This is a genomic window from Pseudomonas sp. 28 E 9 (genome assembly GCF_900004785.1).
GTDB lineage: Bacteria > Pseudomonadota > Gammaproteobacteria > Pseudomonadales > Pseudomonadaceae > Aquipseudomonas > Aquipseudomonas orientalis_A.
The window spans coordinates 46,024-60,308 of sequence record NZ_CVTK01000046.1 but is presented as its reverse complement, the minus strand read 5'-3'; the positions used below and the strand labels follow the sequence as shown (position 1 = coordinate 60,308).

General features: G+C 61.0%; 14 protein-coding genes. 12 read left to right on the top strand and 2 right to left on the bottom strand.

Features of this window, described 5'->3' with window-relative positions:
• The first annotated feature begins 328 nt into the window (after positions 1-328).
• The 7 genes from puuE to BFQ00_RS13685 all read left to right on the top strand — a co-directional run bounded on the left by puuE (position 329) and on the right by BFQ00_RS13685 (position 7,248).
• Positions 329-1,255 (top strand): allantoinase PuuE, encoded by a 927-nt coding sequence (gene puuE, locus BFQ00_RS13715; RefSeq protein ID WP_065933807.1) that lies wholly within the window; start codon positions 329-331, stop codon positions 1,253-1,255.
• Positions 1,252-1,767, top strand: coding sequence for a 2-oxo-4-hydroxy-4-carboxy-5-ureidoimidazoline decarboxylase (gene uraD, locus BFQ00_RS13710; protein ID WP_065933806.1), 516 nt, complete (start codon positions 1,252-1,254; stop codon positions 1,765-1,767). Before puuE ends, uraD begins: the two co-directional genes overlap by 4 nt.
• Positions 1,768-1,808: 41 nt before the next feature.
• Complete coding sequence (gene alc, locus BFQ00_RS13705) at positions 1,809-2,804, top strand: allantoicase (RefSeq protein WP_065887946.1); 996 nt, start codon at positions 1,809-1,811, stop codon at positions 2,802-2,804.
• A 68-nt stretch (positions 2,805-2,872) separates the two neighbouring features.
• A complete protein-coding gene (locus tag BFQ00_RS13700) occupies positions 2,873-3,376 on the top strand; it encodes an ureidoglycolate lyase (RefSeq protein ID WP_005789953.1) in 504 nt (167 codons plus the stop codon).
• 51 nt (positions 3,377-3,427) lie between these two features.
• Entirely contained in the window at positions 3,428-4,711 is a 1,284-nt protein-coding gene (locus BFQ00_RS13695; RefSeq protein WP_065933805.1) for a urate hydroxylase PuuD, read from the top strand.
• A 176-nt stretch (positions 4,712-4,887) separates the two neighbouring features.
• Positions 4,888-6,234: a nucleobase:cation symporter-2 family protein gene (locus BFQ00_RS13690; protein ID WP_065933804.1), complete on the top strand. Its 1,347-nt coding sequence runs from the start codon at positions 4,888-4,890 to the stop codon at positions 6,232-6,234.
• 228 nt (positions 6,235-6,462) lie between these two features.
• A complete protein-coding gene (locus tag BFQ00_RS13685) occupies positions 6,463-7,248 on the top strand; it encodes an outer membrane protein OmpK (RefSeq protein ID WP_065887943.1) in 786 nt (261 codons plus the stop codon).
• 138 nt (positions 7,249-7,386) lie between these two features.
• Here BFQ00_RS13685 and BFQ00_RS13680 read toward each other — a convergent pair whose 3' ends face one another.
• Positions 7,387-8,517, bottom strand: a complete 1,131-nt coding sequence (locus tag BFQ00_RS13680) for a patatin-like phospholipase family protein (protein WP_065933803.1) — start codon at positions 8,515-8,517, stop codon at positions 7,387-7,389.
• Positions 8,518-8,677: 160 nt separating this feature from the next.
• Positions 8,678-9,613, bottom strand: a complete 936-nt coding sequence (locus tag BFQ00_RS13675; RefSeq protein WP_065933802.1) for a lipid A biosynthesis lauroyl acyltransferase — start codon at positions 9,611-9,613, stop codon at positions 8,678-8,680.
• A 119-nt stretch (positions 9,614-9,732) separates the two neighbouring features.
• Between BFQ00_RS13675 and minC the strand changes: the two genes are divergently transcribed.
• The 5 genes from minC (at position 9,733) to BFQ00_RS13650 (ending at position 14,038) form a co-directional block, all read left to right on the top strand.
• Positions 9,733-10,470, top strand: coding sequence for a septum site-determining protein MinC (gene minC / locus BFQ00_RS13670; RefSeq protein ID WP_065887940.1), 738 nt, complete (start codon positions 9,733-9,735; stop codon positions 10,468-10,470).
• 200 nt (positions 10,471-10,670) lie between these two features.
• Complete coding sequence (minD, locus tag BFQ00_RS13665; RefSeq protein ID WP_065887939.1) at positions 10,671-11,483, top strand: septum site-determining protein MinD; 813 nt, start codon at positions 10,671-10,673, stop codon at positions 11,481-11,483.
• 3 nt (positions 11,484-11,486) lie between these two features.
• Positions 11,487-11,741, top strand: a complete 255-nt coding sequence (gene minE, locus BFQ00_RS13660; RefSeq protein WP_003175252.1) for a cell division topological specificity factor MinE — start codon at positions 11,487-11,489, stop codon at positions 11,739-11,741.
• A gap of 200 nt (positions 11,742-11,941) precedes the next feature.
• The gene (locus BFQ00_RS13655; protein WP_065887938.1) at positions 11,942-12,577 is read left to right on the top strand and encodes an RluA family pseudouridine synthase; all 636 of its coding nucleotides are present in this window, start codon (positions 11,942-11,944) and stop codon (positions 12,575-12,577) included.
• A gap of 171 nt (positions 12,578-12,748) precedes the next feature.
• Entirely contained in the window at positions 12,749-14,038 is a 1,290-nt protein-coding gene (locus BFQ00_RS13650) for a M18 family aminopeptidase (RefSeq protein ID WP_065887937.1), read from the top strand.
• Positions 14,039-14,285 lie beyond the last annotated feature (247 nt).

Genomic DNA, 14,285 nt, shown 5'->3' with positions numbered 1-14,285 from the left:
TACACAATAAATTCGACAGCTCTCCCCTCCACTGTAGGAGCGAGCTTGCTCGCGAAAAACGCCAACGATAACGCGGGCTTTCAGGATAAAAAGTGGCGCCCTCTGGTCTTTCGCGAGCAAGCTCGCCCCTGCAGTGGGCTTTTTCATTTTAACCTGACCACTTAGGCAAGTTTCTTGCAGACAGACTGTTCAGAAAAAATGCACAAATGCAGGCTTACAAAGTTTGCGATAAGTTGTATACAATCACTCATCGCTGTGACGCCACCCAGTCTTTCCACTGCCCGGCCGCCACACACACCTGCTACCACGAACAAGAAGGAAGACTGCAGTGAGCGCTGACTATCCACGCGACCTGATCGGTTACGGCAGTAACCCTCCTCACCCTCATTGGCCGGGCAAGGCACGCATTGCGCTGTCGTTCGTACTCAATTACGAAGAAGGCGGCGAACGCAATATCCTGCATGGCGACAAAGAGTCCGAAGCGTTTCTCTCGGAAATGGTCTCGGCCCAGCCGCTGCAAGGCGCGCGCAACATGAGTATGGAGTCGCTGTACGAATACGGCAGCCGTGCCGGGGTGTGGCGCATCCTCAAGCTGTTCAAGGAATTCGACATTCCGCTGACCATCTTCGCCGTGGCCATGGCCGCCCAGCGCCATCCGGATGTGATCCGCGCCATGGTTGCCGCCGGCCACGAGATCTGCAGCCACGGCTACCGCTGGATCGACTACCAGTACATGGACGAGGCCCAGGAGCGCGAGCACATGCTCGAAGCGATCCGCATCCTCACCGAACTGACCGGCGAGCGCCCGCTGGGCTGGTATACCGGGCGCACAGGCCCCAATACCCGGCGCCTGGTGATGGAGGAAGGCGGCTTCCTGTACGACTGTGACACCTACGACGACGACCTGCCCTACTGGGAACCCAATACCCCCAACGGCAAGCCGCACCTGGTGATCCCTTATACCCTGGACACCAACGATATGCGCTTCACCCAGGTGCAGGGTTTCAACAAGGGCGATGACTTTTTCGAGTACCTCAAGGACGCCTTCGACGTGCTGTATGCCGAGGGCGCCGAGGCGCCGAAAATGTTGTCCATCGGCCTGCACTGCCGCTTGATCGGTCGCCCGGCGCGCCTGGCGTCGCTCAAGCGCTTTATCGAGTACGCCAAAAGCCATGAACAGGTGTGGTTCACCCGCCGCGTCGACATCGCCCGTCACTGGCACGCAACCCACCCGTTCACGGGAGCCGCCAAATGACCACGTTTCAAACACTGACACCCTCGACCCTGAGCCGTGACGCCTTCGTCCAGGCCTTCGCCGATATCTACGAACACTCGCCATGGGTCGCCGAAAAGGCCTACGACCTGGGCCACGACGCCTCGATCGACCAGATCGAAACCCTGCACCAGCGCATGAGCGATATCCTGTTGAGCGCTGATCATCAAAGCCAGTTGGCCCTGATCAACGCTCACCCGGACCTGGCAGGCCGCGCCGCCGTCCAGGGCCAACTGACCCAAGCCAGCACCGATGAACAGGCCGGCGCGGGGATTCACCAATGCACGGCCGAAGAGTTCTCGCGCTTCACCGAGCTGAATGAGGCCTACAAGGCCAAGTTCAAGTTTCCCTTCATCATGGCGGTAAAAGGCAGCAACCGGCACCAGATCCTCGCCGCGTTCGAAACGCGCATTCATAACTCCGCCGACGCTGAGTTCAAGTGCGCGCTGGACGAGATCAACAAGATCGCGCTGTTCCGCTTACTGACCCTCTAAACGACCATCCCCAGCCACTCTATCCAAGGCAGACAAGAAGAATGAAAGCGCAACCCGTACCTTTCGAGAAGTTCGTCAACCTCGCCGACGCCCGCCTGGGCACCAAAATCATCTCCGTGACCGATGACTGGTTCGCCGACGCCAACCGCCTGTTCCAGCCCACCCCGGCTGTGTGGAAGGAGGGCGTTTTCGATGATAACGGCAAGTGGATGGACGGCTGGGAGTCGCGCCGCAAGCGCTTCGAAGGCTACGACAGCGCGGTGATCCGCCTCGGCGTACCGGGTTCGATCAAAGGCGTGGATATCGACACTTCATTCTTCACCGGCAACTATCCACCATCGGCGTCCCTGGAAGCCTGCTTCCTGGTTTCGGGCGAGCCTGACGAGAACACACAGTGGGTGGAAGTGCTGTCGGCCGTCGAGCTGCAAGGCAACAGTCATCACTACCACGAGATCAACCACGCGCAGGCGTTCAGCCACCTGCGCTTCAACATCTACCCGGATGGCGGCGTGGCCCGTCTGCGCGTGTACGGCGTGCCGTTCCGCGACTGGTCCGCCGTGGGCGACAACGAACAGGTCGACCTGGCCGCCGCGCTCAATGGCGGTCGTGCCCTGGCCTGCTCCGATGAACACTTCGGGCGCATGAGCAACATCCTCAACCCGGGCCGTGGCATCAACATGGGCGACGGCTGGGAAACCGCGCGTCGGCGTACGCCAGGTAACGACTGGGTGATCGTCGCGCTGGGGCACCCCGGCGAAATCGAAAAAATCATCGTCGACACCCTGCACTTCAAGGGCAACTACCCGGACACTTGCTCGATCCAGGGCGCGTTCGTCAAAGGCGGCACCGACAGCCAGATCGAGACCCAATCGCTGTTCTGGCGCGAACTGCTGCCGGCGCAGAAGCTGGAAATGCACGCCGAACACACCTTCGCCGAGCAGCTCAAGGCGCTGGGGCCGATCACCCACATCCGCCTGAATGTATTCCCGGATGGCGGTGTGAGCCGTCTGCGCGTCCTGGGCAAAGTAGCCAAATAACATCGCACTGCTCGTTCCCACGCTCCGCGTGGGAACGATCCACACAGCATCCGGATAAGAAGACAGCCATGCGCACACTGATGATCGAACCCCTGACCAAAGAAGCCTTCGCCCCTTTCGGAGACGTTATCGAAACCGATGGCAGCGATCACTTCATGATCAACAACGGGTCGACCATGCGCTTTCACAAACTGGCGACGGTCGAAACGGCACAGCCCGAGGACCACGCCATCATCAGCATTTTCCGCGCCGACGCGCAGGACATGCCGCTGACCGTGTGCATGCTGGAACGACACCCGCTGGGCAGCCAGGCCTTCATTCCGCTGCTCGGCAACCCCTTTCTGATCGTGGTCGCGCCCCTTGGCGATGCACCTGTATCAGGCTTGGTCCGCGCCTTCGTCACCAACGGCAGGCAGGGCATCAATTACCATCGCGGCGTCTGGCACCACCCGGTGCTGACGATCGAAAAGCGGGATGACTTCCTGGTGGTTGATCGCAGTGGCACAGGCAATAACTGCGATGAGCATTTTTTCAAAGAGGATGAGCGTTTGATCCTTGCCCCCCACCAATAAGAGAAGGCCGGATCACCCGACAACAAGGGTGACAGGCGAGAGGTAAAGACTGTGGAAGCACATCTGTTGGAATGGCTGAACCTGAGCGTACGCTGGGTTCACATGATCACCGGCGTCGCCTGGATCGGCGCTTCGTTCTATTTCGTCTGGCTGGAAAACAACCTCAACCGCGTCAACCCCAGGAGCGGCCTGGCCGGTGACTTGTGGGCGATCCACGGTGGCGGTATCTACCACCTGGAAAAGTACAAACTGGCCCCGCCGACCATGCCGGACAACCTGCACTGGTTCAAATGGGAAGCCTATTTCACCTGGATGTCGGGCGTCGCGCTGCTGTGCGTGGTGTTCTACTGGAACCCGACCCTGTACCTGCTGGCCCCCGGCAGCACCCTCAGCGGCACCGAAGGCGTCTTGCTGGGCATCGGCTCACTGTTCGCCGGCTGGTTCATCTATTCCTTTCTCTGCGACTCGGCCCTAGGCAAGCGCCCTGCCCTGCTCGGCCTGATCCTGTTCGTGCTGCTGATCGCGGCGGCCTACGGCTTCAGCAAGGTGTTCAGCGGCCGTGGCGCGTACCTGCATGTGGGGGCGGTGATCGGCACGATCATGGTCGGCAACGTGTTCCGTATCATCATGCCCGCCCAGCGCGCACTGGTGGCGGCCATTGCCGAGAACCGCACGCCGGACCCGGCACTGCCGGCCAAAGGCTTGCTGCGTTCGCGCCACAACAACTACTTCACCCTGCCGGTGCTGTTCATCATGATCAGCAACCACTTCCCGAGCACCTACGGCAGCCAATACAACTGGCTGATCCTCGCCGGGATTGCCGTGGCGGCGGTGCTGGTGCGGCACTACTTCAACACCCGGCACAACAGCCAGAAGTATGCCTGGACCTTGCCGGTGGGCGCGCTGGCGATGATCAGCCTGGCCTACGTGACCGGGCCCAAGCCGGCTGAACCGATCGCCAAGGCACCGGCTGCCATCGAGTACCAACCCCTGCCGGAAACGGCCTTGGGCGGTGGCTTGAAACCGGCCGCGCCCGCCGCACCGGCCGCTGAACCGGCACCGGCCCAGGCCGGCACCGACTTCGGCCAGGTGCACCACGTGATCGAACAACGCTGCACGGTGTGCCACTCGGCCAAACCCACCAGCCCGTTGTTCAGCACGGCACCGGCGGGCGTGATGTTCGACACACCGGAGCAGATCCAGCAGCAGGCTGCACGCATCCAGGCGCAGGCCGTGGCGAGCCAGATCATGCCGTTGGGCAACATTACTCAAATGACCCAGCAGGAACGGGATCTGATCGGCACCTGGATCAATCAAGGGGCCCGCACCAACTGACTGATTCACAGAGATCCAATGTGGGAGGGGGCTTGCCCCCGATTGCAGTGTGCCAGCCAGCACACCTGTAACTGATCCACCGCCATCGGGGGCAAGCCCCCTCCCACATTTGGTCCTGCTGTGTTTTGAATATTGCGCTCCACACAACACAACAATAAAAAGATCCGAGGTGTTGCATGTCCCAGTTAGAAACGCAGACTCCTGCCGCGCCCGCCATGGTGCGGCTGCCCCTCTTGCAACTGATTCTGGTAGGCCTGCAACACGTCTTGCTGATGTACGGCGGCGCCGTCGCCGTGCCCTTGATCATTGGCCAGGCCGCAGGCTTGAGCCGTGAGGAAATCGCTTTCCTGATCAACGCCGACCTGTTGGTCGCCGGTATTGCCACCCTGGTGCAATCGTTCGGCATCGGCCCGGTGGGCATTCGCATGCCGGTGATGATGGGCGCCAGTTTCGCCGCCGTCGGCAGCATGGTCGCCATGGCCGGCATGCCCGGTATCGGTTTGCAGGGCATCTTCGGCGCGACCATCGCCGCCGGGTTCTTCGGCATGCTGATCGCGCCGTTCATGTCCAAGGTCGTGCGCTTTTTCCCGCCGCTGGTGACGGGTACGGTGATTACCGCCATTGGTTTGTCGCTGTTCCCGGTGGCCGTGAACTGGGCTGGTGGCGGCAGCGCGGCCGCTACGTTCGGCTCGCCGGTGTACCTGGCGGTCGCCGCGCTGGTGCTGGCCACTATCCTGCTGATCAACCGGTTCATGCGCGGCTTCTGGGTGAACATCTCGGTGCTGATCGGCATGGGCCTGGGTTATGCATTGTGCGGCGTTATCGGCATGGTCGACCTCGGCGGCCTGGCCCGGGCGCCGTGGGTGCAGGTGGTGACACCGCTGCACTTCGGCATGCCCCGGTTCGAGCTGGCACCCATTCTGTCGATGTGCCTGGTGGTGGTGATCATCTTTGTCGAATCCACCGGCATGTTCCTCGCCCTGGGCAAGATTACCGGCCAGGAGGTCACGCCGAAAATGCTGCGTCGCGGCCTGCTGTGTGATGCCGGTGCGTCGTTCTTCGCCGGGTTCTTCAACACCTTCACCCACTCCTCGTTCGCGCAGAATATCGGCCTGGTGCAGATGACCGGCGTGCGCTGCCGCTCGGTCACCATTATGGCCGGGGTATTTTTGATCGTGCTGAGCCTGTTGCCCAAGGCCGCCTACCTGGTGGCCTCGATTCCGCCGGCAGTGCTGGGCGGCGCGGCCATTGCCATGTTCGGCATGGTGGCGGCGACCGGTATCAAGATCCTGCAGGAAGCCGACATTGCCGACCGGCGCAACCAGTTGCTGGTGGCGGTAAGCATCGGCATGGGCCTGATCCCGGTGGTGCGCCCGGACTTCTTCGCGCAATTGCCGGTGTGGATGAGTCCGATCACCCACAGTGGCATCGCCATGGCCACCCTCAGCGCGTTGTCGCTGAATATCCTGTTCAACATTCTCGGCGGTGCCGAGCGCCCTGCCGTTGAGCACGTCCACACCTGACGCACGCCCCATTGTCGCCCTGAGCGCGCTGTAACGGCGCACTTGAGCCCCGACGTGGGAGCCAGTATTCTCCGCGCCCGCTTGAATCGACGGTTTTTTACCGCCTTGGCGCGGCTTTTGCTGTAGCCATAAAGCTGACCAACCAGACGAGTTTTTCAGCCAATCCAAAGGCGCCGTGTCAGAGCGCCAGATGAGAAAAAACATAAAACTTTAACTCGGGAGCACCGAATGAAACCTATGTTCAAAGGCCTGATGCTGGCGGGATCCCTGCTGGCCGGTGGCCAAGCCGTGGCCGGTGATGTGTTGCAGTGGCAAAACAACAGCCTGACCTATCTGTGGGGCAAGAGCTTTACCGTCAACCCGCAGATCCAGCAAACCGTCACCTTCGAACATGCCGACGCGTGGAAGTACGGCGACAATTTCTTCTTCCTCGACCGCATCTTCTACAACGGCAAGGAAGACGGCAACGTCGGTCCGAATACCTACTACGGCGAGTTCAGCCCGCGTTTGTCGTTCGGCAAAATCCTCGACAAGGACCTGTCATTCGGCCCGATCAAAGATGTCTTGCTGGCCTTCACTTACGAGTTCGGCGAAGGGGATAACGAGTCGTACCTGCTGGGCCCGGCGTTTGACTTGAATATTCCGGGTTTCGACTACTTCCAGTTGAACTTCTACCAGCGCCAGACCGAAGGCAACCGCCCGGGTGACGGCGTGTGGCAGATCACTCCGGTGTGGTCGTACACCATTCCCGTGGGCAGCTCCGATGTGCTGATCGACGGTTTCATGGACTGGGTCGTGGACAACGACAAGAACGCCCGTGGCACTTATCACGCCAACCTGCACTTCAACCCGCAGGTCAAATACGACCTCGGTAAAGCGCTGCATTGGGGCGACAAACAGTTGTACGTAGGTTTTGAATACGACTATTGGAAGAACAAGTACGGGATCGAGGACTCGGGTGCGTTCAAGACGACCCAGGACACCGCAAGCTTCCTGGTCAAGTACCACTTCTGATCAAACACCGCAGTTCAAATGTGGGAGGGGCGGTGCGACGATTCGACTTGCCCCCGATGGCGGCGATTCAGTCACAGATACTGTGAATGACACACCGCTATCGGGGGCAAGCCCCCTCCCACATTCAACTCTCCACATTCAGCTCTGCGTCAGCCCGAGGAATCGGATGATTTCCTCACGCTTGGCCAGCGCATCCTTGCGCCCCAATTCAATCAGTTCGCTGCAATACCCCGCCTCGAACAGCAAGTAACTCAACACCCCCGCCCCACTGGTTTTGGTCGCCCCCGGCCCACGCAGGAACATGCGCAACGCCGCCGGCAGTTCCTGGCGATGGCGTGCCGCGATTTCGTCGATCGGCTGGCTGGGCGCAATCACCAGCACCTCCACCGCCGCCAGCTCGGGCGAGACATCGCTGAATTGATTCAAGCGCTCCAGCAATTCGATATCGCTTTCCAGGCTGTCAATGAACGTGCTGTTGAGCATGTGGCCGCCGATCTGCGCCAGGGTCGGCTCCTGGCCGGTATAGGTGCGCGGCATCGAGGGTTCGTTGCCGCGCGGGTTACCGCTGACGCCGACCACCAGCACGCGGCTGGCGCCCAGGTGCAGGGCCGGGCTGATCGGGGCCGACTGGCGCACGGCGCCGTCACCGAAGTATTCCTGGTCGAGTTTGACCGGGGCGAACAGCAAGGGAATCGCCGAGCTGGCCAGCAAGTGCTCAACCGTGAGTTGCGTCGGCACGCCGATGCGCCGATGCCGCAGCCAGGCGTCGATGGTGCCGCCGCCTTGATAGAAGGTCACCGCCTGCCCGGATTCATAGCCGAACGCGGTGACCGCTACAGCGTGCAGATGCTGGCCCCGAATGGCTTCATCGATGCCCGCCAGATGCAGTTTGTCCTGCAGCAAGTCGCGCAGCGGTGAACTGTCGAGCAACGCCACCGGAAACCGCCTGCCCAGGCCCAACAGGCTATGAAACAGAAAACGACTGGCCTGGCGGATCACGCCCGGCCAGTCGCTGCGCAGCACCAGATGGCTGCGAAAGCCCTGCCAGAACGCGGTAAGGCGTTCGATAGCGGCGGTGAAGTCCGTCGCGCCACTGGCCAGGGTGACCGCATTGATCGCCCCGGCCGACGTGCCGACGATCACCGGAAAGGGATTGGGCGCCCCCGGCGGCAACAATTCGGCAATCGCCGCCAACACCCCTACCTGATACGCCGCACGCGCCCCGCCGCCGGAAAGAATCAAGCCTGTGACCGGTTCAGCTGGGCGCATTGCGTCACTCCGTGTGGCAAAAAATTGGGCTTAACAACGTCACATCATTGTAGGAGCGAGCTTGCTCGCGAAGATCGCCAATGATTACGCGTACATCCCAGGTGAACGCGGTGCTATTGGATTTTTCGCGAGCAAGCTCGCTCCTACAGTGACAGCAGGGTTACCGACGGCGTTTTTCGTACAGCTTGGGTTCGCCCGGTGGCCGGCTCTTGAAGCGCCGGTGGGTCCACAGGTATTGCTCGGGGCAGTCGCGCACCGAGGCTTCGACCCATTGGTTGATGCGCAGGCAGTCGATTTCGTCGGTTTCCCCCGGGAAATCGGTCAACGGTGGATGGATCACCAGGCGGTAACCACCGCCATCGGCCAGGCGTTCCTGGGTGAACGGCACCACCAGGGCCTTGCCCAGGCGCGCGAACTTGCTGGTGGCCGTCACCGTGGCGGCCTGGATACCGAACAGCGGCACGAAGATGCTTTGCTTGGCGCCGTAGTCCTGGTCCGGTGCGTACCAGATCGCACGGCCGGCACGCAGCAGCTTGAGCATGCCGCGCACATCGTCGCGCTCCACCGCAAGCGAATCGAGGTTGTGGCGCTCGCGGCCACGGCGCTGGATAAAGTCGAACAGCGGGTTGCCGTGCTCGCGGTACATGCCATCGATGGTGTGCTTCTGCCCGAGCAGGGCAGCGCCGATTTCAAGGGTGGTGAAATGCAGGGCCATCAGAATGACGCCCTTGCCTTCCAGATGCGCTTGCCTCAGATGCTCCAGGCCCTCGACATGGGCCAGGCGCGCCAGACGCGGCTTGGGCCACCACCAGCTCATCGCCATCTCGAAAAACGCGATACCGGTGGAGGCAAAATTTTCCTTGAGCAGGCGTTTGCGCGCTTTGGCGGATTTTTCCGGGAAACACAATTCCAGGTTGCGCGCCGCGATGCGGCGACGTTCACCGGCCACGCGATACATGCCGGCGCCCAGCAGGCGACCAATGGTCAACAGCACGCGGTACGGCAGTTGGGTGACCAGCCACAACAGGCCCAGCCCCAGCCATAATGGCCAAAAACGCGGGTGAAGAAATACAGCTCGAAAACGCGGGCGATCCATTACAGATTCCGGTAAAGACAAGGGCCGCGCATTCTACAACGGTTCGACTCGGCTTGCGGCGGGTGAGTGTTCTCGTTATAAGTCTCGACACTTTTCGTGACAAGCCGCTTTCGCCGACCATGAGCCAAACCGAACCGCTAGACCAAGATCCCGTGTTCCAGCTGAAAGGCAGCATGCTCGCCATTACCGTGCTGGAACTGGCCCGCAACGACCTTGACGCCCTTGACCGCCAACTGGCCGCCAAGGTCGCCCTGGCGCCGAATTTTTTCAACAATGCCCCGCTGGTACTGGCCCTGGACAAACTGCCAGCAGGCCAGGGCGTCATCGACCTGCCCGGCCTGATGCGCGTGTGCCGCTCCCATGGCCTGCGTACCCTGGCCATTCGCGCCAGCCGCATCGAGGACATTGCCGCGGCCATCGCTATTGAACTGCCAGTATTGCCGCCGTCCGGTGCGCGCGAGCGTCCGCTCGAACCATTGGTCGGTGAAGAGAAGAAAAAACCGGAAAAACCACCTGAACCCTTGATCAGGCCTACAAAGATCATCACCTCGCCCGTACGCGGCGGACAGCAGATTTACGCCCAGGGCGGCGACCTTGTGGTGGTCTCCTCGGTCAGCCCCGGCGCGGAACTTCTTGCCGACGGCAACATCCATGTATACGGCCCGATGCGCGGCCGCGCCCTGGCCGGCATCAAGGGTGATACCAAAGCGCGTATTTTCTGCCAGCAGTTGACCGCTGAGCTGGTTTCCATCGCGGGTCAGTACAAGGTTTCCGAAGATCTGCGCCGTGATCCGCTATGGGGCGCTTCGGTACAGGTCAACCTGTCGGGCGATGTGTTGAACATCATCCGTCTTTAACGGATACTGCCGCATTTTCCAAGCATCTCTAGACTCTGATAGCAAAGCGAAACCGGCAATACTTGCGTAGGACTATTTGGAAGTTGGCGTTTCCCCTGGGCAAACCCTGGCTTTTCCCTACAAAGGCTGTCCGCCTGCAGCGAGTTTCAAGAGATGTTTTTCAGGGACCGAAAGTCCTTTTTCCTTAGGGGTGAAACACCTTGGCCAAGATTCTCGTGGTTACATCCGGCAAGGGTGGTGTGGGTAAGACCACCACCAGCGCCGCTATCGGTACCGGCCTCGCTTTGCGCGGCCACAAGACAGTCATCGTCGACTTCGACGTCGGTTTGCGTAACCTCGACCTGATCATGGGCTGCGAACGCCGCGTGGTGTACGACTTCGTCAACGTGGTGAACGGCGAAGCCAACCTGCAACAGGCCCTGATCAAGGACAAGCGCCTTGAGAACCTGTACGTACTGGCCGCCAGCCAGACCCGTGACAAGGATGCGCTGACCAAGGAAGGCGTAGGCAAAGTCCTCGCCGAGCTGAAAGAAACCTTCGAATACGTGGTATGCGATTCCCCGGCCGGCATCGAAACCGGTGCTCACCTGGCGATGTACTTCGCCGATGAAGCCATCGTGGTGACCAACCCGGAAGTGTCCTCGGTACGTGACTCCGACCGCATGCTCGGCCTTCTGGCCAGCAAGTCCAAGCGCGCCGAAGAAGGCCAGGACCCGATCAAGGAACACCTGCTGCTGACCCGCTACAACCCTGAGCGTGTCAGCAATGGCGAAATGCTCGGCGTTGAAGACGTCAAGGACATCCTCGCCGTGACCCTGCTGGGCGTGATCCCGGAATCCCAGGCCGTCCTGAAGGCTTCCAACCAGGGCGTGCCGGTGATTCTTGACGACCAGAGCGACGCCGGCCAGGCGTACAGCGATGCCGTCGATCGTCTGCTGGGCAAGACCGTGGAACACCGCTTCCTCGATGTCAAGAAGAAGGGATTCTTCGAGCGTATCTTTGGAGGCAACTGAACAATGAAATTTCTCGACTTCTTTCGCGCCAACAAAAAACCAAGTACCGCATCGGTCGCGAAAGAGCGTCTACAGATCATCGTGGCGCACGAACGCGGCCAACGCAGTACCCCGGACTACCTGCCAGCCTTGCAGAAGGAACTGGTCGAGGTCATCCGCAAGTACGTCAATATCGGCAACGATGACGTGCATGTCGCCCTGGAAAATGACGGCAGCTGCTCGATTCTGGAACTCAATATCACCCTGCCTGATCGTTGATCGAACAGGCGGCCGCCACGGCGGCTCTGCGACCTGGCTCCTCCCCCTGTAGGAGCGAGCTTGCTCGCGAAAAACCTGAGAACAACGCGTTTCACCTGAATGAACGCGGTGCCGTCGAGTTCTTCGCGAGCAAGCTCGCTCCTACAGGGTGAGGGGGCAGTCAGTGGAGCCGCCGTTGGCGTTTGTTACGAGGCTGTTTAATGCCGCTGTCCAACATCCATATCCTGCATCAGGACGACGCTGTCCTGGTGGTGAACAAGCCGACCCTGCTGCTCTCGGTGCCGGGCCGCGCCGACGACAACAAGGACTGCCTGATCACCCGCCTGCAGGAAAACGGCTACCCCGAAGCTCGCATCGTTCATCGGCTCGACTGGGAAACGTCCGGCATTATCCTGCTGGCCCGGGACGCCGATAGCCACCGCGAACTGTCCCGCCAGTTTCACGACCGCGAAACAGAAAAGGCCTACACCGCCTTGGCATGGGGCCAGCCGGAACTGGACAGCGGCAGCATTGACTTGCCCTTGCGCTATGACCCACCGACCAAGCCACGCCATGTGGTGGATCACGAATTCGGCAAACATGCGCTGACCTTCTGGAAAGTGCTGGAGCGTTGTGGCGACTGGTGCCGCGTCGAACTGACGCCGATCACCGGGCGCTCGCACCAGTTGCGTGTGCATATGCTGTCCATCGGGCATCCGCTGTTGGGTGACGGCCTGTATGCCCACGAACAGGCCCTGGCTGCCTGGCCACGCCTGTGTCTGCACGCGAGCATGCTTGGCTTTACTCATCCGCAAAGCGGCGAACGCCTGCGCTTCGAGTGCCCAGCACCCTTTTAAGTTGTGAATGCAGTCAAATGTGGGAGGGGGCTTGCCCCCGATAGCAGTGTGTCAGTCAACAGATTCAGCGACTGATACTCCGCCATCGGGGGCAAGCCCCCTCCCACATTTGTTCTGTGCACTTCTGGCCCTCGAACGGTAAACTCCGCGCATTGCTGTCTGGAGCTATTTATGCGCGAAGCGTTGAATCAAGGCCTGATTGACTTCCTCAAGGCCTCCCCTACTCCTTTTCATGCCACTGCCGCCCTCGCCCAGCGCCTGGAAGCGGCCGGCTACCAGCGTCTCGACGAGCGCGACACCTGGACTACCGAAGCCAACGGTCGCTACTACGTGACCCGTAACGACTCCTCGATCATCGCCTTCAAACTGGGCCGCCACTCGCCGCTGCAAGACGGTATCCGCATGGTCGGCGCCCACACCGACAGCCCGTGCCTGCGGGTCAAGCCACAGCCCGAGCTGCAGCGCCAGGGTTTCTGGCAGTTGGGCGTGGAAGTCTACGGCGGCGCCTTGCTGGCCCCGTGGTTCGACCGCGACCTGTCCCTGGCCGGCCGCGTGACGTTCCGGCGCGACGGCAAGGTCGAAAGCCAACTGATCGACTTCAAGCTGCCGATCGCGATCATTCCCAACCTGGCCATTCACCTGAACCGTGAGGCCAACCAGGGATGGGCGATCAATGCCCAGACCGAACTGCCGCCGATCCTCGCGCAATTTGCCGGTGACGAGCGCGTGGACTTTCGTGCCGTGCTCACCGAGCAACTGGCGCGCGAGCATGGGCTCAATGCCGACGTGGTGCTCGACTACGAGCTGAGCTTCTACGACACCCAAAGCGCAGCCGTGATTGGCCTGAACGGCGACTTCATCGCCGGTGCGCGCCTGGACAACCTGCTGTCGTGCTATGCCGGGCTGCAGGCCCTGCTCACCAGCGACACCGAAGAAACCTGCGTGCTGGTGTGCAACGATCACGAAGAAGTCGGCTCCTGCTCGGCCTGCGGCGCCGATGGCCCGATGCTGGAACAGACCCTGCGCCGCCTGCTGCCGGAAGGTGAAGAATTCGTACGTACCATTCAGAAATCCCTGTTGGTGTCTGCGGACAATGCCCACGGTGTGCACCCGAACTACGCCGAGAAACACGACGCCAACCACGGCCCCAAGCTCAACGCAGGCCCGGTGATCAAGGTCAACAGCAACCAGCGCTACGCCACCAACAGCGAAACCGCCGGGTTCTTCCGCCACCTGTGCATGGCCCAGGAAGTACCGGTGCAGAGCTTTGTAGTACGCAGCGATATGGGCTGCGGCTCGACGATAGGCCCCATCACCGCCAGCCACCTGGGTGTGCGCACCGTCGACATCGGCCTGCCGACGTTTGCCATGCACTCCATTCGCGAGCTGTGCGGCAGTCATGACCTGGCACATCTGGTGAAGGTGCTCGGGGCGTTCTACGCGAGTCGCGACCTGCCCTGATCTGCCAGGCTGACTCGATCAAAAATGTGGGAGGGGCGGAGCGACGATTCGACTTGCCCCCCGATGACAGTGGATAAGTCACCAGATGCAGTGACTGACACTCCGCCATCGGGGGCAAGCCCCCTCCCACATTTGCACCGGGATCGACACAAAATACCGGTCGGCTCTAAGGCCGCCGCGCTTTTGATCTTGATCTTAGGCGCCCCGTTAAACCACGCTGGCCGAACGCAGGCTTGAATTCGTGGGT

What these genes read in the sequence shown, in the direction of transcription:
- uraD (WP_065933806.1), top strand. Translation starts at nt 1,252, where the DNA reads ATGACCACGTTTCAAACACTGACACCCTCGACCCTGAGCCGTGACGCC.
- alc (WP_065887946.1), top strand. Translation starts at nt 1,809, where the DNA reads ATGAAAGCGCAACCCGTACCTTTCGAGAAGTTCGTCAACCTCGCCGAC.
- BFQ00_RS13700 (WP_005789953.1), top strand. Translation starts at nt 2,873, where the DNA reads ATGCGCACACTGATGATCGAACCCCTGACCAAAGAAGCCTTCGCCCCT.
- BFQ00_RS13690 (WP_065933804.1), top strand. Translation starts at nt 4,888, where the DNA reads ATGTCCCAGTTAGAAACGCAGACTCCTGCCGCGCCCGCCATGGTGCGG.
- BFQ00_RS13685 (WP_065887943.1), top strand. Translation starts at nt 6,463, where the DNA reads ATGAAACCTATGTTCAAAGGCCTGATGCTGGCGGGATCCCTGCTGGCC.
- BFQ00_RS13680 (WP_065933803.1), bottom strand. Translation starts at nt 8,517, where the DNA reads ATGCGCCCAGCTGAACCGGTCACAGGCTTGATTCTTTCCGGCGGCGGG.
- BFQ00_RS13675 (WP_065933802.1), bottom strand. Translation starts at nt 9,613, where the DNA reads ATGGATCGCCCGCGTTTTCGAGCTGTATTTCTTCACCCGCGTTTTTGG.
- minC (WP_065887940.1), top strand. Translation starts at nt 9,733, where the DNA reads ATGAGCCAAACCGAACCGCTAGACCAAGATCCCGTGTTCCAGCTGAAA.
- minE (WP_003175252.1), top strand. Translation starts at nt 11,487, where the DNA reads ATGAAATTTCTCGACTTCTTTCGCGCCAACAAAAAACCAAGTACCGCA.
- BFQ00_RS13655 (WP_065887938.1), top strand. Translation starts at nt 11,942, where the DNA reads ATGCCGCTGTCCAACATCCATATCCTGCATCAGGACGACGCTGTCCTG.
- BFQ00_RS13650 (WP_065887937.1), top strand. Translation starts at nt 12,749, where the DNA reads ATGCGCGAAGCGTTGAATCAAGGCCTGATTGACTTCCTCAAGGCCTCC.